We start from the raw sequence: 24,208 nt of genomic DNA on the forward strand, positions 1-24,208 counted from the left end.
CCTTTCTCTTTGCTCATTTTCTCAGATAATTCTATGTCTTTAAATTATAGCATAGGTTAAGACGCCACAGATGTTTTAGAAAGTGTTTTAATGACCGCTTCAACATCACCCAAATCATTCATTAGTCCCGCGGGATTTTGTTGAGCTGCCCTAAGTTTAGTCATATAATCAACGACAATTGTCGAATCACTAACACTACTTGTGTCTTCAATTCGATAATAAAGATAGTGAATTGAATTAACTTTAGGTTCAAGGATAACGCTTAGATACCAAGTGTTATCTCCAATTTCAATAGTTGCCGTTTCCTTAAAATGACCATATTCTTCTTGTAATTTGCCTTGAATTTGTCCAATCTCAATTGGAACCGTGGCAGGCATTGGTCCTCCAGAATACGCATCTGACGTATTTAATTGTACCTTAGTGCCACGTACTTTCGAATTTTTAAGATTAAATACAACTTTCATATTTGATGCATCTTTGGACCCTTTTTTAATGGTCCAATCAGCGGGTGTAGCATAATTTTTATGCGGTAATATAGCATCACCACCGACGACTATTTTTGCTTGGACTGGTAAGCCATTTGTTCCTGCGTTAATTTTGTATTTTTGGGTTAATTTTATATTTTCTGTCGGTTGAATTCGACTGATTTCTGCCCAACTAGCCGGTTGTGTATCTTTAACTTGAATTAATGTTTTAAATCCTAAGATACCTAAAAAAACTACCATCAAAAAACCGATTGATATTAACATATTTTTCTTCATGCCAAAAATCTCCTAACCTGTTACGCCTCTATTATTAAAGCTTTTTCTCGTAGTATATCGCTAATATTATTGAAATGATTATTATATTCGTATACAAAAAGAAAAGTAGTGCACCAATCCATAATAACGTACTTACTTTTAGAAATGCCCACAAAATGATAAACCCAAACGCTAGAATTAAAATCATGCTATTCATAATTTTTCCAATCATTGCGTTCACAGACTGATCAATTAACTTATTTCGTTCATCCACATTCTCCAGCTGTTCTTCTTTCAGTCCTTTTTTAGAAAAAGTTATATAAAATTGATAGGCCGCAATTCCAAATGATAAGACAACATTAATAAATGATCTAATCAATTTTGACCAATCAAAAGCATCTTTAAAATCTAAGTTCATTATCCAAATTGAGGCAATCCCCACAAACATAAAAAATAAACCTACAAAAAAATGTCGATAACTATAGATTTTCATTTTAATTCTCCTCCATCTCTAAATTTTCCTTTAGCTGAAATAACGCTTCAATCTGACAATCAAACAATAAACTCAAACGATAGGCCAACATTATAGATGGCTTATATTTACCTTTTTCAAGTGAGATAATTGTTCGACTAGAAACTTGAACTTTCTCAGCTAACTGTTCCTGTGTTAATTCAAGCTTAGTTCTGTATTCTTTAACTTTATTTTGCATAATGAACACCTTTCAATATGAAATATACTTCATGTGAAGTTAACTTCATAATATAATAATTATTTTCTTAAGTCAACTAGCTGATTATTTCTGGCACCAAGCATATCAATATAAATTTCTATTTATTTATACTATAATTAAATAAACATCGTCAGATTAACTAATTTAATAATCTAACGATGTCTTTTAACTAAATAAAACGTTTTAAAAAGGAGGATTAAGCATATGGTTCAATCATACAAAAATTTCTGGGAAAATATTTTTAATTTTTCTGACACATCGAATAGATCAGACTATTGGTGGCCTACGATTATTAATAGTATTCTAGGAGCAATTATTATTTATTTTTATACGTCACTCGTTGGCCATCCTATCGATTCGATTTATAATTTTAGTGAACTTACTTTTATGACAAGTCGAAATATTGTTATGTTTATCGTCTGGATTGCAAACTTTGCTGTTTCAGTTCGTCGTTTACATGATACTGATCGTTCTGGTTGGTGGATTTTAATCCAATTCGTTCCATTAGTCGGTAGTATTTGGTTCTTTATTTTAATGGTTTTACCCAGAAAATCAAATCGCTGGGGTTAAATTATATTGATACTCGATTATTAATAAGAGGTGCTGATAAAATTTATCAGCACCTCTTTTGTTTACGGAAAATTAAAAAGATAGCACTGTAATCGACTAACTTGATTACCGCTCTATCTTCATTTTTCAAAAAATAATCCACCCTGATTAACTAAAACATCTGCTACAGGTGTCTCTATTCGTTTATTAAGCACCATTTTTTTCGTCTCTGTTACATATTTTTTAAAATTCATTGTTTGTAAATGAGCTTGGTAATCCTCGTCACTCCGGTAAATTTCAACGAAAATCCATTGATTTAAATCTCCATCTACAGAAGCAATGTATGTCACTAAGAGTCCTGCTTCATTTTCAAATGATTGTTTCATAGTATTCAATGAAACTTCTCTAAATTCTTTAACCCTATTCGGCTCTATTTCAATACTTGTTACTTTGAGTATAGCTCTGTCAGGCTTCAATTCATGCAAGGCTGTTGTTTTTTCTAACAGTAATTCTGGGGATAAATTAATCATCGATTTTTCAATTACTGCCTGAGATGCGATATTACTAAACATTTTAAATTGAGCCGAATTTGCATGTTTTTGATATTGATCTTCGTCTTGATAAGATTCAATCACAATATTTTCAGTACCCGCCTCATCCAAATGTACACTGTACATCGCCAAAGTTCCTTTTTCTTGCTGAATTGAGGTCGTTAAATTAATCATCCCTGCTTTTTCAAATCTTTCACGATCAGATAGCTTAATTTTAAGTTTGAATAGTCTTAATAATGGGGCATTCTTAAGTTCTATCATTTATTCACCCAATCCCATCAAACGATTATAATTTCCATAATTAATCAGGGCTCGATCATCTTTCGAAAGATTCAACTGATCTAAAGCTTCAATTATGGCATCCGTTGCTCCAGCTGGCGCAATCCCTAACGGTGCATCAGTTCCAAACAGTACGTGGCTAACACCATAATAATCAATTGCTAACCCTAATGCTTTAGGATTGCCCAATAATGCAGTATCTACATAGAAACGTTTAAAATCAGCTGCCTGTTCTGGTGATAGAATATGGTTAATTCGTTCAGCAAAATAAGGCACCATTGCCCCAGCATGATGAACAATTACTTTAAGTGTAGGATAGTCATTAAAAATTCCTGACTGTACTAATTGCAACATTGCTTGCGCTAGTTCATATTCCCAACTAAAAATAATATTATTGTCTGGTTTACGATCATCAAAAATTGGGTGTAACAGAATTGGGATATTTAATTGTGCAGCCATTTCAAAAATAACCCGGTATTCCTTTGCAGCAATACTTTTTCCAAGGGCACGCGTAAATAACTGAATGCCAACTAATTCTGAATTTTTTAGCACTTGTTCTTTTATAATACGTGTTGCTTCATCGATGTTATTTAGAGGTATCATTGCAATACCCGCTTTAAACAAGTCTGCATTTTGTTGAACCATTTCAATTATTTCGTTATTAGCTTGCCAGCATAATGCCGCTGCTTGTTCTGGCCCTACGTAGTCCTCAGGATTCACGTTGACTGCTGAGATAACTTGTTGGACATTTCTGTTCCGTAATAGGCGTCTTTGTTCAATATCAATCAATATGGGATGTTTAATAAATGGCATTTTTTCTGGCAAGTTCGGCTGAATAGCTAACATCTCGTTATAAAAATGTGGTGGTAAAACGTGTGCAAAAACATCAATACTTGTCATTAACTTTTCCCTCCTACAACCTAATTTAGGTTTCTTTAATTTAGCTGATTATCTAATACTAGGCAAAAATGCTAAAATAGCCTGCTCATTCCTCTCACCTAATATAAAAATTTTCTTATTTTAATGGCTCTAATTGTTTGATAACTTTGGCGGGCACGCCGCCCACTACTGTATTGTCAGGAACATCTTTTGTCACCACTGCACCAGCTGCTACAATCACATTATCCCCAATATGAACGCCACCAATAATCGTGACATTTCCACCTATCCACACATCGTTTCCAATTGTAATTGGTTTAGTATAAGTAATTAAATAACGACTACCATCTTGTCTTTTTCCAAAACGTTTTGTTGCATCTAATGCATGTTCACCACAATATAACTTCGTGTCTGGCGCGACAATGACACGATCTCCTAATGTGATTTTGTTTGAATCTTGAAATGTACAATTACCGTTAATAAAAACATCATCACCAACAGTGATATGTTTACCATAAACTGTATTAAATTGACCATTAATAACGAGTCCTTCCCCAGATTTCCCTAACAACTCGTGAATTGCTGTTGCTCTTTTCTCTAGGTCAGTTGTCGTATTGATTATAGTGACTAATTCTTTACCCGCCGCAATCATACCCTGTAATTCTGGGTCGCGATAATCATAATCTTGACCTGCCAATAATTTTTCATGTTCTGTCATCATTTTGCCCCTCCATTCACTATTTGACGCCCTTTTCTTCCTTAATAATTCAATTGTATTATACTACTTAAATTAACTGAACTAAATTCAAAAGATTCGGTTCTAGTGATATTAAAAAAGAGCCAACCTAATTGTATTTACCCAATCAGGTTGAACCCTCTTACTTCACAATATTATTTTCAAACTTCTTCAACAACTGTTGTCGTTTTTCAAGTTTCATTCCTTGAACTGCAGCAAAGTTAAACCATTTCAACTGGTTAAACCCCATCTTCCGGAATGTTCCCCTAAATACCATTTTAGTCACAGGATTTCCAAAGATAGTTCGATAAATCCAACCTGGTGTTGACATAGTTGTAACCATTTTAACTTTCTTTAAATGAACCATCTCATTTTTAAATAATTTTTTATTTTCCTGCTCTGTATAAAGAATCCCTTTAGCAATAACTTTGTCAAAGAATCCCTTCATCATAGCTGGCATAGATTCCCACCAGATTGGAAAAATAAAGACAAGCTCATCTGCAGCCATGAGGCGTTCTTGATAATTCGCCGTCATAGAATCCGTTGGTATCTTCTTACGCCAAGATATTAGGTCTTCTTGGTGCATTACAGGATCAAACCCATCTTTATGCAAATCAATTACGTCCACAATACAGCCCTCTTTTTCATACGCTGCTTTAGCACTAACTAGTAATGCCGCTGAATAACTCCTATTGTGCAATTCATTGTATCCAGCGTCTGCAGTGTAGGGATGATCAAATATAATACAAATTTTTTTCATGTTCAATAACCTCTTTTAATTAGTTTAATAAATTTTCCGACTTTAATGACTTTATATAAAATACTTCAAGTGTCATTTATCTTTCTTGCTATAAGTGTTACATTTGTTACACTTATATTAATCATTTATCGCGTGATTTACAAGATACAAAATCGTGTTATTTGTTACACTTCAAGGAGATATAAAAAATGACGGAAAATAACCAAGCAAAATTAAGTAAAAATTTGATTATTGATTCTTTAATTGACTTATTAAAAATAAAATCTTATCAAGAAATCACAATAACTGAAATCACAAAAAAAGCCGGAGTTGCCCGGCTGACTTTCTATCGTAATTTTGAAAATAAGGACGCGATTTTACTAACTCGGTCCGATTACTTATTTGACCAGTTTTACGCCGAACTCAAGTCCAATCAAACAGAAATTAGTTTGAAAAACATTTTCAAGCTAGCTTTTAACTATTGGCATAATGATTCTGAATTTATGGATATCCTAATTAAAAATGATATTGTTTATTTATTGGAAGATTCTTTTTATACTTATTTTGAAAAGATTCTTAAAGATACGCCTAGTATCAGTCGGCTAAATAATACTCAAAAAACGTTCATTCTTGGTGGCGTTCTACGAACGATGTTGCAATGGATTAGTAGTGGTAGTCCTGCTACAGCTGAAGAAGTTACTGCAGATATATTGGAATTGATTCAGTAAAAGTATGCTAGATTTTAATGATTAAAAAAATAGCCCAGATATTTATCTGAGCTAAGTCTAAACCTCTATTTAAAAATCTTAGGACCCTTACGCATTTTAGTACGATCATTTCTAGCAGTAGCCTTCTTATTGAAGTTTCCGCCATCAGTTTGTTTCTTTTTGATAATTTCTAGCATTTTATCTCTATCAGTCTTTGCTTTATCAGCCATTAATGTTTCCTCCTTGCTCTATTAATTAACAATTTCTTTCAAAGTTAAAGATTCATATTATGAATACATGCCTTCAAATAAAGTTGATCTTTTATTATTCAACTTACGTCGATTTTAATTCTGTATGCCCCGCTAATCAGTATACAGTTAAAATAACTATGCTCTTAACAGTATATCATTACGACTATCTTGATATCAATAGACGTATAAATTGGATGCCTTTAATTAACCATTCACTAATAATGTTCAATCTCAACGAATTTTGTTCCAACCTTTTCAACGAATTCTTTATCATGATCAATGATTAACATCGGTGGTTGAAAAGCCAGAATAACATCTTGAATTTGTTGACGCGTGATAACATCTAGATAATTAAGTGGCTCATCCCAAATATATATATTTGCTGGTTCAACCAACGAACGACTCAAAGCCACTTTTCTCTTTTGGCCCATGCTCATTTGACTGATATCTTTATCAAATTCATAACGTTCAAAACCAAGTTTTCTTAATGTATCCAACATTAAAGAATAAGAAACATTTTTTTCTGCAGCGAATTCTTGTAAAGAACCAGATAAACCATCAAAATTTTGCGGTAACCAGCTCACTTTTAAAGGTGTTGCAAATTTGTATTGCCCTTGATACTTTAATTGACCTAGTATAGCAGCGATAACGCTCGATTTACCAGAACCATTTTCACCCTGAAGAATAACGCGCTCTCCCATCTTTAATTTAAAATCTACCGGTTTATTTACCGGCAATTGTTTACGAAATGCTGATAAGCCAATTACCTCTAGTAAAGTCTTATCTGACACTAATTTTTCAAAATTCAACGTTAAAAGATCTGCCACATCAATATTCTTAAGTAAAGATTTTTTCTCTTCTACTGCTTTATCGGCACGTTTTTTAATACTTAGTACCCGTTTCATAGATTTAGCTGCCTTGTGGCTAATAAATCCTCTGTCTGTCGCACCAGATACTTTCGCCTCAGTCTGATTAGCCCAACCCGATTTTTTCCGTGAAGCACCTTCTAATCGTTTAATATCATGTTGTAATTTTTCTTTTTCATTATATTCCCAATTATTTCGTGACGTATTTTCGTCAGCCCACGTATTATAATTACCCTTAAATTGACTGATTTTAGCGCGATCAATTGAAATAACATGATCAATAATATTATTTAAAAAATAACGATCATGACTGATTAAAATAAATCCTTGTTTTTGTCTTAGATAATCAGAAATAATTTTTCGACCGTTTTCATCTAAATGATTAGTCGGTTCATCTATTAATTGAAATTTACCTTCGCCAACAAATAAGCTGGCTAATAATATCTTAGTTTGCTGTCCTGGACTTAATTGATTAAATGGTTCCGTCAATAATTTTTCAGATAGTCCAAGTTTATCTAATTCGATTAAAATTTGCCACTGATCATAGTCTTGTAAGTCTGTGATACTCTTGATAACCAGCCACACTGACTCTTCTGGTTTAACAACTGTTTGAGGAAAATACTGAAATTCTAAATCTGTTCTAATCTTTCCTTGGTACTGTAATTGATTTTGTAAAATTCTAAATAAAGTCGTTTTTCCGCGACCATTTCTACCAATTAGACCTAACTTCCAGCTGGCATCTAATTGTAAATCAACATTTTTAAAAATTGGTGCTAATTGTCCATCATATTGAAAACTTAATTGTTTAATTTGTATTGTTCCTATAGTAATTACCTCATTTCTTTGTGAGGTCGACCGCTAAACTATCCATTTGATTCTACAAAAAAAGAGCATACAGTTATATGCTCTTCAATCGTTATCCATCAAAAAAAGTGGTTCTTTCAGATGTGAAAAAGAATTGATATTGCAAACCGTTTGAATAGTCAACATGCATAAAAAGACACACTTCGTCCCTTGTTTAGTCGACAGTTATTCGATTAACGATTTGTATTTACCAATGCACTTCACACTCCCTGTTTATTAATTATTTACAGTCTACTATAGTTATGGTAGATAGGCAAATTAATCAAATGTGATATTAAATTGGTAAGCAATATCCTTCATCGCATCAATTTGATAGTCATCCTCAACATCACTACCCCAACTATCAATACCACCAACACCTCGAACGGCGCCTAGAATCGATAAAACGGTACGATGTTCCGCTGGTAATTCGCTATGATGTGTCGCATTTTCTAATTCTTCAGCTGTATAAGGTAAACAACTAAACGCAATTGGTTGATCAACCGCACTGAATGTTAAACCCGTTTCAGAAGCCTGTTGCATACGATTATCCAGAACAGACTGTCGATAAACAGTTACCCAATCATTTTGCATATGCACACCACAATCTTGCGGAACTAAGTATGGTGTCACTGGTAACCCTTGAACTTCATATCGGCCTGGAATTCCTCCGGCCATTCTATCTGGATAAGTTTCTCCTGATAATCCTTGGTAACAAAAACGAGTCGCTGGTGTGGGCATAATAAATCGCAACCCAAAAACAGGTAATGAGGGTAATCCAGCTTTTCCTTGGTATGAAACTGCAACATTCATTTTTCCGGTTGCTTCAACAGTATAAGTGACCGTCACTTGCGTTTGCGGCACAGTCAGTGTGTTATAGATATAACTTATAGCCACTTTTTCAGCGACTTCATGGTTAGTGTAACGATTATTTTCTGGTGCAATCGGTAACGCAATTGGTTTACCATTAATAGCAACTTTAACTGATTGACAATTACTGAATTGATCAGCGGCCAACCACATCCCTGACTTTACTGGAAACTGACTCCCCTGATCGTTATCCGTTGTTGCACGCCAAAAAGTCGGTTTTGGTGAGCGATAAAGCCACTCTTTACCTTGAATTCTAAAAGATTCTGGGCCACCCGTTTGATAGGAGAAAATATAATGAAAATCATTTCCTTTTAAACCGAGTGTGACATCTCCGTAAATGACAGTTAACTGCTTATTTATCTGTGCCATAATAGTATTTTACCTCCTGCATTGCTGGTTTTTCATTACGTGTGGCAAAAACGAGTCCATCACCCGAAAATGCATAATCAGATGGTCGATCATCAAAATCGCCACCATAACGCAACTCATTTTGACCTGTGACGGGATCTTCAACTAACAATGCTTGATCGATAAAGTCCCAGATGAAACCACCTTGATAGGATTCATATTGTTGTAATAAATCAATATATGATTTCATCCCGCCCAATGAATTACCCATATCATGCATATACTCACACAAGATAAATGGTTTTTGTGGTGAATTTTCTAGATAGTCTTTAATTTCGGCTGGTGTTGCATACATCCGACTTTCAACATCTGAAATGACATCTTTGTATTCAGGCGCACGGAAAACACCTTCATAATGAACTAAACGTGTCGAATCTTTTTGTTTATAGTACTCATTCATTTTCGCTAAGACACTGCCGGCGTATGATTCGTTACCCAATGACCAAAATAAAACTGAGGGATGATTTTTAAATAACTCAAAATTACTTTTAGCGCGGTCTAAAACGGCTGCTTCCCATTGATCCGATGAGCCGGGCACATTCCAAGAAGGCTCAACTTCACCCATTTTCTGCCAAGAACCATGTGATTCTAAGTTGGTTTCAGCCATCATATAAATACCAGCCTGATCACAACGATTGTAAAAAGATAATCGATCTGGATAATGTGACGTCCGAACTGCGTTAATATTGTTACGTTGCATACAGTCAACATCCCAAGCTTCATCATTATCTGAAATGGTTCTTCCTGATTTAGGGTTCCACTCATGACGATTAACACCATTGATAATTAATCGTTCACCATTTAATAACATCACGCGATTCTTAATTTCAATTTTGCGAAAACCAACTGGTTGTTGGATAATTTCAATTAATTGCCCATCAGCATCTAAAATTTCTAATTGTAATGTATATAAATAAGGCCGGTCATTCTGCCAAGCAGTCACTGGTTGTGCTAAATTGTAGTGTTTTTCGACATCTGACCCACTCATTAATTCATCGCTAAATAACACCGCATCTTGGTCTTTGAATGTGACACGGACACGTTGTTCTGCCCCACTAAAATGAAGTTGTAAATCTACTTGTCCTGTTTTTTGTCCACTATCGTAATCAGGAATCACCCAAAAATCATCTAAATGTGTTGCAGGTTGTGCTAACAGTGTCACATCACGAAAAATTCCGAAGAAACGGAAAAAGTCTTGGTCTTCAATGAAGGCTGCAGAACTTCGTTTATGCACTTCAACTGCCAAACAATTATCCTTATCTTTTAAATAAGGTGTCAGGTCAAATTCGCTTGGTGTAAAACTATCTTCTGCGTATCCTAGAAAATGTCCATTCAACCAGACGTACATTGCCTGTTCAACACCTTCAAAACGGATAATAACGCGTTTATTTTGAAGAGTTGGTTCCAAGTCAAAATGGTTTAAATATGAACCTACTGGATTATATTCTGCATCACTAAACATTCCAGCATACTGATTTAAATCAGTATCTGAAAAAGCAGGTCGTCTATATTCATGTCCTTCCCAAGGATACATCGTATTAATATAATGTAATTGCTCATATCCTGATAATTCAATATGCTGTGGTACTGGAATTGTGTCAAATTGTTCTGCATCAAAGTCAGTCTGATAGAAATTTTTTGGTCGACTTGCTGCATTAGTGCTGTAACTAAATTTCCAAGTTCCATTCAAAGATTGTTCAAATGAACTTTTTTGTTGTAACATTTCTGCTTGAGTTGCATAGTACTTATGATCACTGTGAGCTGGTACCTGTCCAACACGAAAAACGGTTGGTGTATCTAGCCATTCAATTTCTGGTGTCATCTGTTTGCCTCCGTTTTATATAAAAGCGTTTTCATAATTAAGTATATGTTTTCTTTTGGAGGTTGTCAAAAAGCATTATAAAATTGAGACAATAAAAAAAATTAGATTTAAGTGAAAATACGGTAATCTCATTTTTATTTTGTGTAAAATTGATTAACTTCTTCCTTTGGGCCTTTTAATTGATTTTTGCAGTAAGTTTCAGTATCGATTGCTGTATTAATCCTTCTGCAAAAATGAAAAAATGTAAAGGGAGGAGAAATCGTTTATATACCCTTTACTTTTCTTTGTGTTTTAGCTAGGTTATTATCAGTAGTTGCTCCCAAAACCCAACGAATATTCCAAATAGAAGGAAATATCTTTAAATTTTAAATACAATAAAAAGGCTCTGTACTATCTGTTGTTGGGACTAGTGTAAAAACTATTACTGATGACAGTTTTTTTGTATAATAACAAAAAAAAGCCAAAAGTCATAAGACTTTTGGTTACGAGTTCATCCATGTTCATTATCCCTCAACCACCACAGATGAATTAATAAGAAAGATGGAACTCTCCGCATGCCTAATCATACTAAATTTTGGCTTAAAATAAAAGACAGTAGTCTAACGATTGTTGATTATCAGTCTTCTAATGACGGTGTCACTCGATTTAACCGTGTTCTTGATTACCAGCCGAAGGGATTGTCCAAATTGTGATATTAAAAACGAAGGACAGATTATCAGGTATAGTTGGCGTCAAACACCCATACGCTACCCTAAATTTTTTGGTAAATGTATCATTTTATCACTCAAACGAAGATACTTTAGCTGTCATGAGCGGCAGTCATACTTCCTTGTCCAAACAAGTGTGGTTCCTAAAAATTGTACGATTTCCAATCTATCTAAACAGCTCTGTTTAACTAAATTAGCGGAATCCGTTTCTTTAACTCATATTGCTAATGAAATTTCGAATCCTGATTCCTTTGTAGGTCGTATTTTAATGACCTTTGAACGTGATTTTAAACCTAATTATAAATTTTTACCTAAAGTACTCCTACTTGACGAAGTCAAGAGTACCAAATCAGCTACAGATGCCATGAGTTTTGAATTTATGGATGCTAGTAACCATGAATTAATCAAACTTTTATCTTTTAGAAGATTCTATCAAATAGAACGTTATTTTTATCGTTACTCAGCTGCAGCTAGAAAAAACGTGAAAATTATCGTAACTGATATGAATTATACCTATCCTAAACTAGCCAAAGAAGTCTTTCCTAACGCGATTGTCATCATAGATACCTTTCATATTATCAATTCAGTGAATCGTGGATTCACTAAAACTAGAATTAGACTGATGAAAGAACTTTCAAAATCATCACAAGACTACAAAGCACTAAAACGTTACTGGAAGCTCCTGTTAAAACCTTCTGAAACCTTAGATTTTAAAAATTTCAAGAAATGGACTTATTTCCCATACCTAACAACAGAAACAAATGTCGTTGATCATTTATTAGCGATTCATCCTGAACTAAATAAATCATATGAACTCATGAACCAAATAAGATCAACCATTCGGTTGAAGGACTGGAAATCTTATGATTTTACAGTTAGAAACACCGAAAGGTGTTCTGAAGAAATGCTTAAAAGTATTGAAACGTTGCTTTGTCACCATTCTGAGATTAAAAATAATTTTGGCTATTATTATACTAACGGTCCTTTAGAAGGAATAAACAATAAAATTAAGGTCATTAAACGCGTTGGTTTTGAATTTAGAAATTTTCGTAGATTCCGAACTAGAATATTTTATACACTTAAAATCCATACAAAAAAACACCTCACAAATTGCTTTGTGAAGTGCTTCAAAATATCGATATAAATATATATTAGCGTTTTGAGAATTATCGATTAATACTTCATGGAATCTTATCTATTTGAATCCACTTGTATCAATACTTTACAATATTGAAAAAGGAACAACATTGAATAAAATCCATAATACGAGATAAAATTAACACCATAAAATAGACTAGTCAAGACACCATTAATGGTGTCTTTTTTTATGCTTTACACACTCTCTACCCATTTAATATATGTCTAATCAATTTCTATTTCAAGATTTCCAGTAACGCTTTAGAGATACGCATTCTATCATCTGTGGTCATGCTTTTCAATCTGTTAATTAATTCGGGCGTATAAATGTCGTTAAAATCATTACTCATTAATATATCAGCCAAATTTAATTGTAAGGCATTCAGAACTAGTTCCAACTTTCTTGTACTCGTATCGTCTAATTGTCCTCTTTCGAGTCGAGCCAAATAGCTGGCGGATACGTCCGCCATTTCTGCCAATTCTTCAATTGTAAGTCCTAATTCTTTTCGCTTTTTCCGAATGAAAGTGCCCACAAGTATAATCATAAATCGCTCCTATTTATCCATATGTTTAATGATAAATTAAGTGCGCACACTTTCAAAGCTCTCAGTATACCTATAAAGTTACATAAAAAGGTAGTATTGAGTATATTTTTGAGATAAAATATATCATGTGAAGATAGTGCAAGATATAAATTACTTTTTTGGGGGAGGAGATTTTATAGGGATCGTTTGGTAAAGGTTGGTTAATAATTCGTTCAAAGAAAAGGGAGAAAATTATGAATAAAGAAGAACTTTTAGATTTTTTAATGGCAAAAAGAAGTGTTACAGCGGGAGCTGCAGTTATCCAACAACAAATTCGTGAAGCAGAGGCTAAGATTGAAAAAGGTAAGAAAAAATTTCGAGGAATAATCATCGCATTAGTCGTTTTAATTGTTCTTTTTATGATTACTAGTCAGACAAGTGCGGCGATGCCATTCATCATTGCTGTTATCGCGCTATTTGCTTTTAAATATTTTGTTTATATTATGCCGGGTAATGAATCTAAAACACAAGCCTTAGCAGACTTGGACGCTGAAATGGCAAATGAAGATTATATTGCAGGCAAGCAAGGATTCCCAGAGAAATTCTACAACTATTTCGATATTTTTCGTCTTTGGAAATTAATTGATGAAACTCGGGCACGTGATTTGCAAGAAGCCTTTAACATTTTAGAAACACAACAATTCCAAGAAACTCAACTTTCAATGCAGGAAGAAATGAGAGGCTTACAACAAGATATTGCCTCAAATGCACGCTTGGCAGCTATGTCCTCAACCGTCAGTGCATTTAATTCGTTCAGAAAATAAGATTTATTATATTAAATTTATAAAAATGGAGAAAAAATGTCAAAAAAAGCAAATATTATTACCGGTGTCAGTATAGTAGCTATAGTTATTATTGTGGCTATGTTTATGATGGGCAATTCAAATAAGATGGATGGAAGCTATATTTCCGACATGGGTGGTTCCAAATTTGAGTTGAAGTTTAAAGGAAACACTGTGACTAAAGTTGAAACTGATAAAAAGTCAGACCAAGGTACTTATGAAATTGAAGACGGTAAACTTACCATGAAATTTGATGATTATACAATGAAAGCTAGTTTAGACAAAGATAAAAAAACATTTACACTTAATTCCGTAACTGGTTCACAAATGATGGGCTTCGGATTTTTATTAGAGGGGTTAAAATTTGAACAGGTTGCTAAATAATTATTAATTTATTGGGAGGATATTTTATATTATGAAAAAATCAAACATTACTTTATTATCAAGTGCATTAATCGCTGGAGTTACTGTCGTTGGTGCTACAACAACGGCAAACGCTGCAACAACTACACCCGACTCAACTGAAACAACTCATACTCAAACAGTTCAATCTAACAGTCAAAAATTAGATGACGATATTAAAGACGCTCAAACTGACGTTGATAATGCCAAAGATACAGCTGACAAAGATCAAAGTGCTGCTGATACTTCTAAAGACACAGCCGATGCTTCTAAAGACAATGCTGGTCAAACTGAAGAAAATGCTAATCAATCACAAGAAGATTTAAACAGTGCTGTTGATAATCAACAAAATGCGCAAAATACTGCTGATAACGCAACTGATGAATCTATCAATAACGCTCAAGATGCAGTTGACGAACAAGACAAAACAAATAACCAATTAGGTCAAGACGTTGATAACGCTAAAACAGATGTTGATAAAGGTAAAACAGATGTCGATAATGCTCAAACTGGCGTTGATGAAGCCCAAAAAGGTGCTGACCAATCTGATAAAGATGCTGATAAAGCTCAAGAAAACGTTGATAATGCTCAAAATAACCTTGATGGCAAAGGTTCAGCCGAAGCCGACAAGAATTTAAGCAATGCCAAAGATAACTTGGATCAAGCTCAAACAACTGAAGACAATGCTCAAAAAGGTGCTGACCAAGCTGACAAGAATATTGCTGACGCACAAAACAATGTTAATAACGCTCAAACTGGCGTAACTGATGCTAACAAACAACAAAATGATGCTAAAGCTAAAGCTGACGCTGCTCAAAAAGCTAAAGATACTGCTCAAAAAGCATTAGATGATGCTAAGAAACAACAAGGTAATCATCAAGCTAACCAAAATCACATCAACTTAAGCCAAGACTACATTAATGCCTTAAAGGCTTATTCAGATGCTTCATCAGCTGACGCTAATTATCAAGATGTCATTGACAGTTTAACAGCTGCAACTGAAAAAGAATGGGCATTAAATGGCGGCTACATTTCAAATGACCAAGATAAAACTGTTCATATTAACAACCAATCAGATTTAAACAAATATCTTGATGACTTAAATGAATATGCTAAACAATTATTAAATGAAGTGCGTGACCGTTTTGGTAGCACACAAGTTGAAGTCTCAGAAGGTTCTAAAAAATTAGGTCAATCAATCGGCGATGCTTATACATCTAAGAATAACGATCCTGATGATGGTCATGACAATGCATTAAACAACAGCATTGCTAACGGTATGGGATTAACATACTTAACACAACAAGATATGAATACTATCTTCGATAAATCATCTGAAAATGGTTGGAATCTTAGTCTTGATGCTTTCAAGAAATCTATCTATGATTCAATGAATGCCTTCTTATTCAATGGGGGTGAATGGGGCCATGCCGTAAGTGTTGCTGGCATTATGGCAACATATACACCTGCCAATAACACATGGTTCGGTCTTGGCTTCGGTCAATTTAAACAATCTAACGGTAATATCTTCTTAACAAGTTTCTTTAACTTTGTTGATGACTATGATGTTAACGACGCTTCTAAATTTAGCACTACACCTGTTGAATCTGGAACTGTCAGTCAAGCTCAAATTGATAAATTAGCAAGCGACGTTACTGCTAAAACAGCAACTTCAAAAACTGCTGATGCAGCTCTTGCAGCAGCTAAATCACAAACAGTTAAAGCTAACCAAGCCTTAGCTACAGCTAAAACTGCTTTAGCAACTGCTAAAACAAAACAAGCAACAGCACACACAGCCTTAACTAAAGCACAAAACGATGTTAAAACTGCTACTGTAGCTGTTAAAAATGCACAAACAGTTGTTGATGATTTAAATGCATCAATGCCTCAAAAACAACAAGCTTTAAAAGATGCACAAGCTGCCTTAGCTACAACTAAAACAACACAAGCTCAAAAACACATGACTTTAGACGCAGCTAATGCTAAATTAGTTACTGCTAAAACTGCATTAAAAGATGCAACTGCTAAATTAAGTGCCGCTCAAGCAGCTTTAAAAGCTGGTCAAGACGCACTTGGCGAAAAAACAAATCATTTAGATGACTTAAAGAATGCTGAAGCTAACTTAGTTGACGCAACAAAAGCTGTTGAAGCTGCTAAAAAAGCATACGACGAGGCTGTTAAAGCTGCCGAAGATGCACAAGCTGCTTCCGTTGCTGACGATGCACAATATGCGAAGTTACAAGCAATCGCTGATGCATCTAAGAAAGCTTTAGACGATGCACAAGCTGCATTAGCTAAATTACAACATGAAAAAGACATCGAAGATGCTTTGAACAATGTTGACAAACCATCAACTGGTACTGATAACGATTCTGGTTCACATACTGGTCATGTAACAGGTTCAGACAATGGTTCAGATAAAGGTAACGTAACTGGTTCTGTTGTTGCTAAAGGTAGTGAAACAGCTAAAGACACGACTGACAACAATGGTATTGTTGCACCAAGCAATAATACATCAACATCACGTCTTAAAGCTGCTGATCATTCAGAAATCAATAACGCTAAAATATTAGGTGCTTCGGTATTACCACAAACTGACGAAACTAATTCGTCAGTCGTTTCAGTGATTGGTGCAGCTCTTGTTGGTGCCGTTAGTCTCTTTGGACTTGCAGGAACGCGCCGTCGTAAACACTAATTCGTTATTGTAAGGAGGAATTGAGATGAAGAAGCCTTTACTTGTAATGACTAGTATCGTAATGGTTGCTTTATTAACAGCGTGTGGGCAACAAAAGTCACAGTCTGAGCAAACAAGTCAGCCAAAACAAGTATCCGTGTCAGATAAGAAAAAGGCGCAGTCGTCAAAAAAAGCAGATACAACTAAAAAGACGCATACTAAAGAAGTAAATCAACCAAAAAAAGAATCCGTGTCAGATAAGAAAAAAGCGCAGTCGTCAAAAAAAGTAAATACGATTAAAAAGACGCCTGCCAAAGAAGTAAATCAACCAAAACAGATGAATTTAGATCAAATTCAAGTCAGTGATTACAGCAGTATCGTCGGTCAGTGGCAAATTGTGAAGTTAGAAGCACGGGGACGCGACTTACCACTTGATGATGTTCAGCCGTTAAATATTACTAAAGATAGTCTAGTGTCATCATCTTCGTTTACATTAAATAAAGCTGGCTTAAAAGATCAGAATGGGCTGCATGCGACGAAATTTGAAGTTGCTAATAATATCTTAACCGCCAGCTTAAGTAATGCAAGTGATGTTTCTATTAATTGGTCCGTCATGTTCTATCCCAAAGGGACTAGTCACGAATATGGTGTTAATACTGGTGAAGAAACGAACAAGCAGAATCTGATTGTTGTTTGGTCAAGTAGTAACTCAGTGACCGCGGTTTACAGCCAAAGTTAATATATATATAAATAGAAGGTCTACAATATCTGTTGCCAGTGATAGAAAAATCTATCACTGGCAACAGATTTTTTTGTATGACACTAAAAAGAGTCTCCTATGACAAATAATACTAAGGTTTTACTAAATATGAAATTTGCTGAAAGCACTCCTTAATCCAGCAGTCATCGGAGTTTATGGTACTTTAGATTACCTTCAAAAATGCCTGACACCCCTGCAGAGTTCTCAACATAATCAAATTGTTAGCTACGGATGGCGGGCATCTCTATTAGGCTACTACGTTATTCTAGTGGCCAACTTTAAGAAACTAACAATGAATTGAAACATATTAAACGTAATGCCTACGATTTCAGTAATTTTAGGAAACACATTTTCTTTGTAATGAGGATTATGTACATAAAAAAGGCGTTGTCACAAAGTGACAACACCCTCCATAATATATTCACCAACAATAGTTGCAATAGAACCAAAAATATTCACCAGTGACAACTGCAATATACCAAAAAAAACACCTCACAAATTGCTTTGTGAAGTGCTTCAAAATATCGATATAAATATATATTAACGTTTTGAGAATTGGCTTGCTTTACGAGCTTTCTTAAGACCTGGTTTCTTACGTTCTTTCATACGAGGATCACGAGTAAGTAATCCTGCAGATTTAAGAGCTGCACGGAAATCTGGATCTACTGTAAGTAATGCGCGAGCAATACCATGGCGAACTGCGCCAGCTTGACCTGAGAAGCCACCACCATTAGCGTTAACTAAAACATCATAACTACCTAATGTTTCTGTAGCGTTAAATGGTTGTAAGACTACTTCACGTAAGTTAGCAAATGGAATGTAATCTTCAATTGCTTTGTTGTTGATAGTAATTTTACCAGTACCTGGTACTAAACGTACGCGAGCTACTGAGTTTTTACGACGACCTGTTCCTGAATATACGACTTGAGCCATTTCAATTGCCTCCTTAAATTAAGTTTGTAATATCTAAAGTTTCTGGTTGTTGTGCTTGTTGATCATGTTCTGCACCACGATATACGTGTAATTTCAATGCTTGTTCTTTACCAAGAGTACCTTTTGGAAGCATACCTTTAACAGAGAAAGCAATCAATTTTTCAGGATCGTTGGCACGGAAATCACCAGCAGTACGAGTTTTTAAACCACCTGGATGATCTGTATGATGTTGGTATAATTTTCTGTCAGCTTTGTGACCAGTTAAACCAACCTTTTCTGCATTGATAACAATAACGTTATCACCAGTATCCACATTAGGTGTGAATGTTGGTTTGTTTTTACCGCGTAAGATAGAAGCAACGACAGTTGATAAGCGACCTAAAGAAATATCAGTTGCATCAATAACATACCATTTACGTTCTATTTCGCCTTTTTTTGCTAAATAAGTTGTACGCACGATTGTTTCCTCCGTTTTTTCATGTTGTTTGTTTGACACTCAAATAAGTTTCCGGGGCCTATCAGTGGGGCAAACAATACCATTTATAATATTAACTATTAAAAGTCAATTTGTCAATCTAATTTATGGGCATCCCACAAATAAATAACACCTTTTCAGATTTAAAATTGCCTTAGTATTCATATTGTCAATAACTTCTATATTACCCTAATTCGTCCGGATAATAAACCTTTTTTAAATATAATCCACTCGCCGGAGCTGTTTCTCGAGCTTGTTGTCGATCCTTTACTTCATATAACCGTAAAATATCATGAACCGGACGCCGGCCGTTCCCTATTTCTAGGAGTGTAGCGACTAAAATTCGGACCATATTGTACAGAAAGCCATTTCCATAAAATTCAAAAATAATTTCATGGTTTTCTTTATCTTCTCTCACGGTTGCCTCATAAATCGTCCGAACGTGATCTGTAACCTGGCTACCTGCCGCCACGAAACTAGAAAAATCATGTTCGCCAACTAAATCAGGTAATGCTTCTTCAATTTTGGCGATATCTATCTTGTATTTATAATGACCCGTGTAGAAGCGTTTAAATGGGTCGGTAAATTCACCTTGAGAAACACGATACATATATCGTTTACCATGCGTACTATAGCGTGAATGAAAATCATCACTGACAAGTTCGGCTTTTTTAACTTGAACATCCAGTGGCAATAAACTGTTCAATGCTCTCATCATGCTAGTTTCCGGAATTTCATGCATGAAGTCAAAATGAAAAACCTGTCCTAAGGCATGAACGCCAGCATCTGTTCGGCCTGAACCATAAATTCTAACTGGTACTTCTGATTTACTCATAATTGTTACTGCTTTTTCTAAGACAGATTCAACCGTCCGTTGGTTTGGCTGCCTCTGAAACCCTGCAAAAGCTGCGCCATCATAAGCAACGGTAATTTTAAAACGTACTGACATATTTATTCATCCTTAATTTTTGAGGTAGACTAATGCAACGGTAACGATAGCGAATAAAACAAAAGCTAACGTATCAGCCGTCCGCCATTTTAAAATACGATACTTTGTTCGACCTTCTCCACCCTGGTAACCACGAGATTCCATGGCAATCGCTAAATCTTCGGCACGATTGAACGAACTTACAAATAGCGGAATTAACAACGGGATAATTGATTGCATTTGTTTAATTAGCGACCCTTGACCAAAGTTCACACCTCGAGCTCGTTGAGCGTTCATAATTTTTTCTGTCTCATCCATTAATGTAGGGACAAAACGTAACGCGATTGATAACATTAACGCAATTTCATAAACTGGAAATTTGATTGCTTTAAGTGGTTTTAATAAAGATTCAATCGCATCTGCTAGTTGGAGTGGTGCCGTTGACAACGTCAATAATGTTGACATAAAAATAATTAAAATAAATCGGCAAAAAATATATAATCCATTTGTCACACCAAATTGAGAAATTTTAAAAATCCCCCAATGCCAGTACATTTGGCCACCACTTGAAAATAGCATTTGCAAAGCAACCGTAAAGATAATCAGCCAAATTAATGGCCGGACACCTTTTAAAAAGAAACTCATATTAATTTTTGACGCTAAAATACATCCTAACGTAAAAACTAAAAGCATAGAAAAACTTTGCCAATTATTTGCCATAAAGATTATTCCAACAAAATAAAAACTCAAAACTAATTTAGCACGCGGATCCATGCGGTGAACGAGTGAATCACCCGCTATGTAACGTCCAAAAATCAACTTATTCATTAGCGTCATGACCTCCATTTTGGCTTAGCAGCGTGACGAGGTCGTCGGCTAATTCATTCTCTGTTAAAGGCATCTCCTTGAATTCAAAGCCTTTTTCAATTAATTTTTTTGAAAATAACGTTGTTGTTGGCACGTTCAAATGGTTACTTAATAAGAACTCTGGATCAGCAAAAACTTCTCTTGGTGTGCCCGATTTAATAATCGTTCCTTTTGACATGATAATAGCGTGATTCGCATAATTTGCCACATCATCCATCTGATGCGTTACGAGAATAATCGTCAAATTTTGTTCACGATGAAGTTCTTCGAACATTGCCATCATATCAACGCGACCTTTAGGATCTAATCCTGCTGTGGGTTCGTCTAAAACCAAGATTTTAGGTTCCATAGCCAGAATTCCAGCGATTGCTACGCGACGCATTTGACCACCAGAGAGGTCAAATGGTGATTGCTGATAGATATTCTCTGGTAATCCAACTAACTTCAACATTTTTGTCGCTATTTTCTCAGCTTCTTCATCTGTTTTACCAAAGTTTTTTGGCGCAAATGCCACATCTTTAATAACCGTTTCTTCAAACAATTGTGCTTCTGGAAATTGAAAAACGATGCCAACTTGTTTTCGTAAATCGTTTAACGTTTTATTGGCCGTTTCTGGTGTAATGATTTGATTCCCAATTGTAATTTTACCTTCAGTTGGTTTTAATAGGCCATTTAAATGTTGCAATAGGGTCGATTTACCAGAACCTGTATGTCCAACAATTGCTGTAAATGAGCCGTCCTCAATTTCAAGATTGATATTATGTAGCGCCCGACTTTCAAAAGGTGTCCCTTTTTGGTAGGTAAAGGCTACTTCGTTGAATTTAATTGCCATAACCAATCTACCATACCTTCCTCTGTCATATAGTCGTCCGGAATGTCAAAATGACGTTTTTTAAGCGCGACTTTTAAGCGTTCTGGATATGGAATATCTAATCCCATATCTACTAATTGTTCACCAAGTGCAAAAATTTCAGCAGGTGTGCCTTCTTTTACCAGCTCGCCTTTGTCCATAACCATAATTTTGTCAGCACTTGCCGCTTCATTAATATCATGCGTGATTGAAATAATTGTTAGCCCACGTTCTTCTTTGAGTTGATGTATTAGGCTCAAAACTTCGTCACGACCTTCTGGATCCAACATGCTAGTTGATTCATCCAAGATGATAACTTCTGGCCTTAGAGCGACAATTCCAGCGATTGCGACACGTTGTTTCTGTCCCCCAGATAGTCTAGCAGGTTCCTTGGCCGCAAACTCCCACATATCTACACGTTCAAGCGCGTCTCTGACTCGTTCTTGCATTTCTTTACGTTCTATTCCATTGTTTTCAAGTCCAAATGCAACGTCATCTTCAACAGTTGCTCCCACAAACTGGTTATCTGGGTTTTGAAAAACGATGCCAATCTTACGACGAATATCCCAGACCGTTTCTGGTGATAAAATAAGGCCATCTACTGTGATTTCACCTGATTGAGGTGCTAGCAAGCCATTAATATTTTTAGATAATGTACTTTTCCCACTACCGTTATGACCAATAATTGCAACCCAGTCACCTTTTTCAATCGTAAAGGACACATCTTTAAGTGCCATTTCACTCATTTCTTTTTGTGCTTCATATTGATAATTTAAATGATCAACTTTAATTAATTCAGTCATTGTTACTGTCCTCACAATTCACAAGATAACTTACGTTTTGCATTATATCACAGGCCAAAATGAACTCAGTGTATTTATACTTTTACTCTTTATAGTTGTCCTATCTATACAACATACATCTAAAATGCATTTTTTGTACTTTTAAGCTCTTAATTAACAATAAACAGCCATTTAGTCACACCTTTTTATATTGCGCTAAGAACTGCATTTTAAGCTAAATTTCTCTCACCATTTGATAATTAACTAGATTTTGTTGATGTCGATAATTATCTTATCTTTTTATAATTTTAAACCCATAATGTTCAAAAAAAGAGACAGCAGTTATTGAAGCCTCTACCGTTTGTACATTTATTTGTAATTCATTCCTTTGGTAATTTGTTAATTCTGTTAAAATAAGCGCTCCGATATGCTGTCGAATCATAGAACTCTCTACGTACAGCATATCAATATGTCCTGTTACTTCAAGGTTACCAAATCCTATGACCTTTAAATCTTTGATGGCAAGTAGCGTAAATGATTCACTTAATCGTTTATGCCATGCACTCAGATCTGGATTATTCTGCACCCACTCATTAATTTCTAGTTGTGAATAATCTTGTCGGTTAATCTCTTGAATTGTTTGGTTGAATAATGTCGTTATTTCCGATAAATATTTACTATCATAACGGTAAAGTTGTATTGAACTTTGTGCCATCACATTACCCCCTAAACAGATTAAGAATACTATTATCATACTAGGTTTTAGCACATAAAAAAAGGGTTCTGAACACATTATTAAAATGTGTTCAGAACCCTTTTTTCAGACCTCATTAGACAATAAAAAATCACTATGAAGGATGACCGGCAAATCACAAATGTGAAGAACCTTCAAACTAGACTAAGATTACTCCATCATCATAACGTTTGTTTTTAATCATCAATCAAAGTGAAAAATTATCTGTTAACGAATTATACTAATTCAATAATAACCATTTGTGCGGCATCGCCACGACGAGGCATTGTTTTCATAGTTCTAGTGTATCCACCATTACGTTCAGCGTAACGAGGAGCTACATCAGAAAATAATTTTTGTAATGCTGATTGAACAGTGACATCGTCACCATCTTCTTTCACGTCAGCAACTGTGTTTCTTACGAAAGCAGCAGCACGACGACGTGAAGCTAAATCACCACGTTTACCTAAAGAAATCATTTTATCGGCAGATTTGCGTACTTCTTTAGCGCGAGCTTCAGTAGTCACAATTCGTTCGTTGATAATAAGACTTGTTGTTAAATCACGTAACATTGCTTTACGTTGAGAACTTGTACGTCCTAATTTGCGGTAACTCATGAATAG

General features: G+C 35.1%; 27 protein-coding genes. 7 read left to right on the forward strand and 20 right to left on the reverse strand.

The window, feature by feature from the left end; all coding sequences use genetic code 11:
* Nucleotides 1-56: 56 nt before the first annotated feature.
* From AC1RP4_RS04810 to AC1RP4_RS04820, 3 genes are read right to left on the reverse strand one after another with little or no spacing between them, the layout of a single operon-like run.
* Nucleotides 57-761: a hypothetical protein gene (locus AC1RP4_RS04810; RefSeq protein ID WP_481761593.1), complete on the reverse strand. Its 705-nt coding sequence runs from the start codon at nucleotides 759-761 to the stop codon at nucleotides 57-59.
* 34 nt (nucleotides 762-795) lie between these two features.
* Entirely contained in the window at nucleotides 796-1,233 is a 438-nt protein-coding gene (locus AC1RP4_RS04815; RefSeq protein WP_481761594.1) for a hypothetical protein, read from the reverse strand.
* Nucleotide 1,234: 1 nt separating this feature from the next.
* Nucleotides 1,235-1,450, reverse strand: a complete 216-nt coding sequence (locus AC1RP4_RS04820; RefSeq protein ID WP_481761595.1) for a helix-turn-helix transcriptional regulator — start codon at nucleotides 1,448-1,450, stop codon at nucleotides 1,235-1,237.
* Nucleotides 1,451-1,675: 225 nt separating this feature from the next.
* Between AC1RP4_RS04820 and AC1RP4_RS04825 the strand changes: the two genes are divergently transcribed.
* Entirely contained in the window at nucleotides 1,676-2,041 is a 366-nt protein-coding gene (locus AC1RP4_RS04825) for a DUF805 domain-containing protein (RefSeq protein ID WP_481761596.1), read from the forward strand.
* Between the two features lie 119 nt (nucleotides 2,042-2,160).
* On the opposite strand, the gene AC1RP4_RS04830 is transcribed toward AC1RP4_RS04825, so the two are convergent.
* From AC1RP4_RS04830 to AC1RP4_RS04845, 4 genes are all read right to left on the reverse strand, one after another.
* Nucleotides 2,161-2,832, reverse strand: coding sequence for a putative quinol monooxygenase (locus AC1RP4_RS04830; protein ID WP_481761597.1), 672 nt, complete (start codon nucleotides 2,830-2,832; stop codon nucleotides 2,161-2,163).
* Nucleotides 2,833-3,750, reverse strand: a complete 918-nt coding sequence (locus AC1RP4_RS04835; RefSeq protein ID WP_481761598.1) for an amidohydrolase family protein — start codon at nucleotides 3,748-3,750, stop codon at nucleotides 2,833-2,835.
* 115 nt (nucleotides 3,751-3,865) lie between these two features.
* On the reverse strand, nucleotides 3,866-4,450 hold the full coding sequence (locus tag AC1RP4_RS04840) for a sugar O-acetyltransferase (protein ID WP_481761599.1): 585 nt from the start codon (nucleotides 4,448-4,450) through the stop codon (nucleotides 3,866-3,868).
* A 157-nt stretch (nucleotides 4,451-4,607) separates the two neighbouring features.
* Nucleotides 4,608-5,225: an NAD(P)H-dependent oxidoreductase gene (locus AC1RP4_RS04845; RefSeq protein WP_481761600.1), complete on the reverse strand. Its 618-nt coding sequence runs from the start codon at nucleotides 5,223-5,225 to the stop codon at nucleotides 4,608-4,610.
* Nucleotides 5,226-5,413: 188 nt separating this feature from the next.
* On the opposite strand from AC1RP4_RS04845, the gene AC1RP4_RS04850 reads away from it, so the two are divergent.
* A complete protein-coding gene (locus AC1RP4_RS04850) occupies nucleotides 5,414-5,932 on the forward strand; it encodes a TetR/AcrR family transcriptional regulator (RefSeq protein WP_481761601.1) in 519 nt (172 codons plus the stop codon).
* A 65-nt stretch (nucleotides 5,933-5,997) separates the two neighbouring features.
* Here the strand turns inward: AC1RP4_RS04850 and AC1RP4_RS04855 are convergent, their stop codons facing one another.
* The 4 genes from AC1RP4_RS04855 to AC1RP4_RS04870 all read right to left on the reverse strand — a co-directional run bounded on the left by AC1RP4_RS04855 (nucleotide 5,998) and on the right by AC1RP4_RS04870 (nucleotide 10,971).
* Nucleotides 5,998-6,141 carry a hypothetical protein gene (locus AC1RP4_RS04855; protein WP_409022043.1) on the reverse strand — a complete coding sequence of 48 codons (144 nt, stop codon included), beginning with the start codon at nucleotides 6,139-6,141 and terminating at the stop codon, nucleotides 5,998-6,000.
* Nucleotides 6,142-6,377: 236 nt separating this feature from the next.
* Nucleotides 6,378-7,859: a ribosomal protection-like ABC-F family protein gene (gene abc-f, locus AC1RP4_RS04860; protein WP_481761631.1), complete on the reverse strand. Its 1,482-nt coding sequence runs from the start codon at nucleotides 7,857-7,859 to the stop codon at nucleotides 6,378-6,380.
* Nucleotides 7,860-8,150: 291 nt separating this feature from the next.
* The gene (locus tag AC1RP4_RS04865) at nucleotides 8,151-9,110 is read right to left on the reverse strand and encodes a beta-galactosidase small subunit (RefSeq protein ID WP_481761602.1); all 960 of its coding nucleotides are present in this window, start codon (nucleotides 9,108-9,110) and stop codon (nucleotides 8,151-8,153) included.
* Nucleotides 9,094-10,971, reverse strand: coding sequence for a glycoside hydrolase family 2 TIM barrel-domain containing protein (locus AC1RP4_RS04870; protein WP_481761603.1), 1,878 nt, complete (start codon nucleotides 10,969-10,971; stop codon nucleotides 9,094-9,096). The genes AC1RP4_RS04865 and AC1RP4_RS04870 overlap by 17 nt, the downstream gene beginning before the upstream one ends.
* Before the next feature lie 633 nt (nucleotides 10,972-11,604).
* Between AC1RP4_RS04870 and AC1RP4_RS04875 the strand changes: the two genes are divergently transcribed.
* Nucleotides 11,605-12,822 carry an ISL3 family transposase gene (locus tag AC1RP4_RS04875; RefSeq protein ID WP_481761604.1) on the forward strand — a complete coding sequence of 406 codons (1,218 nt, stop codon included), beginning with the start codon at nucleotides 11,605-11,607 and terminating at the stop codon, nucleotides 12,820-12,822.
* A 229-nt stretch (nucleotides 12,823-13,051) separates the two neighbouring features.
* On the opposite strand, the gene AC1RP4_RS04880 is transcribed toward AC1RP4_RS04875, so the two are convergent.
* Nucleotides 13,052-13,360 carry a helix-turn-helix domain-containing protein gene (locus AC1RP4_RS04880; RefSeq protein ID WP_481761605.1) on the reverse strand — a complete coding sequence of 103 codons (309 nt, stop codon included), beginning with the start codon at nucleotides 13,358-13,360 and terminating at the stop codon, nucleotides 13,052-13,054.
* 233 nt (nucleotides 13,361-13,593) lie between these two features.
* On the opposite strand from AC1RP4_RS04880, the gene AC1RP4_RS04885 reads away from it, so the two are divergent.
* Genes AC1RP4_RS04885 through AC1RP4_RS04900 form a run of 4 tightly spaced genes read left to right on the forward strand, consistent with a single transcriptional unit; the run spans nucleotide 13,594 to nucleotide 17,996 of the window.
* Complete coding sequence (locus AC1RP4_RS04885; protein WP_481761606.1) at nucleotides 13,594-14,163, forward strand: hypothetical protein; 570 nt, start codon at nucleotides 13,594-13,596, stop codon at nucleotides 14,161-14,163.
* Nucleotides 14,164-14,199: 36 nt separating this feature from the next.
* Nucleotides 14,200-14,565 (forward strand): hypothetical protein, encoded by a 366-nt coding sequence (locus tag AC1RP4_RS04890; protein WP_481761607.1) that lies wholly within the window; start codon nucleotides 14,200-14,202, stop codon nucleotides 14,563-14,565.
* Nucleotides 14,566-14,596: 31 nt separating this feature from the next.
* Entirely contained in the window at nucleotides 14,597-17,278 is a 2,682-nt protein-coding gene (locus AC1RP4_RS04895) for an SEC10/PgrA surface exclusion domain-containing protein (RefSeq protein ID WP_481761608.1), read from the forward strand.
* Nucleotides 17,279-17,303: 25 nt separating this feature from the next.
* On the forward strand, nucleotides 17,304-17,996 hold the full coding sequence (locus tag AC1RP4_RS04900) for a DUF6287 domain-containing protein (RefSeq protein WP_481761609.1): 693 nt from the start codon (nucleotides 17,304-17,306) through the stop codon (nucleotides 17,994-17,996).
* A gap of 561 nt (nucleotides 17,997-18,557) precedes the next feature.
* Here the strand turns inward: AC1RP4_RS04900 and rpsI are convergent.
* The 8 genes from rpsI to rplQ form a co-directional block, all read right to left on the reverse strand.
* Complete coding sequence (gene rpsI / locus AC1RP4_RS04905; protein ID WP_409022038.1) at nucleotides 18,558-18,950, reverse strand: 30S ribosomal protein S9; 393 nt, start codon at nucleotides 18,948-18,950, stop codon at nucleotides 18,558-18,560.
* Between the two features lie 13 nt (nucleotides 18,951-18,963).
* The gene (gene rplM / locus AC1RP4_RS04910) at nucleotides 18,964-19,407 is read right to left on the reverse strand and encodes a 50S ribosomal protein L13 (protein ID WP_057974611.1); all 444 of its coding nucleotides are present in this window, start codon (nucleotides 19,405-19,407) and stop codon (nucleotides 18,964-18,966) included.
* A gap of 202 nt (nucleotides 19,408-19,609) precedes the next feature.
* Nucleotides 19,610-20,374 carry a tRNA pseudouridine(38-40) synthase TruA gene (truA, locus tag AC1RP4_RS04915; RefSeq protein WP_409022037.1) on the reverse strand — a complete coding sequence of 255 codons (765 nt, stop codon included), beginning with the start codon at nucleotides 20,372-20,374 and terminating at the stop codon, nucleotides 19,610-19,612.
* A 12-nt stretch (nucleotides 20,375-20,386) separates the two neighbouring features.
* Nucleotides 20,387-21,190 carry an energy-coupling factor transporter transmembrane component T family protein gene (locus AC1RP4_RS04920; protein ID WP_481761610.1) on the reverse strand — a complete coding sequence of 268 codons (804 nt, stop codon included), beginning with the start codon at nucleotides 21,188-21,190 and terminating at the stop codon, nucleotides 20,387-20,389.
* Nucleotides 21,174-22,052, reverse strand: coding sequence for an energy-coupling factor ABC transporter ATP-binding protein (locus tag AC1RP4_RS04925; RefSeq protein ID WP_481761611.1), 879 nt, complete (start codon nucleotides 22,050-22,052; stop codon nucleotides 21,174-21,176). The genes AC1RP4_RS04920 and AC1RP4_RS04925 overlap by 17 nt, the downstream gene beginning before the upstream one ends.
* Entirely contained in the window at nucleotides 22,028-22,873 is an 846-nt protein-coding gene (locus AC1RP4_RS04930) for an energy-coupling factor ABC transporter ATP-binding protein (RefSeq protein ID WP_481761612.1), read from the reverse strand. The genes AC1RP4_RS04925 and AC1RP4_RS04930 overlap by 25 nt, the downstream gene beginning before the upstream one ends.
* Nucleotides 22,874-23,144: 271 nt before the next feature.
* Nucleotides 23,145-23,567, reverse strand: a complete 423-nt coding sequence (locus AC1RP4_RS04935; protein WP_481761613.1) for a GNAT family N-acetyltransferase — start codon at nucleotides 23,565-23,567, stop codon at nucleotides 23,145-23,147.
* A gap of 254 nt (nucleotides 23,568-23,821) precedes the next feature.
* Nucleotides 23,822-24,202, reverse strand: a complete 381-nt coding sequence (gene rplQ / locus AC1RP4_RS04940) for a 50S ribosomal protein L17 (protein ID WP_057974617.1) — start codon at nucleotides 24,200-24,202, stop codon at nucleotides 23,822-23,824.
* Nucleotides 24,203-24,208 lie beyond the last annotated feature (6 nt).

The organism is Dellaglioa sp. CoH-56-MRSF-10 (genome assembly GCF_056782175.1).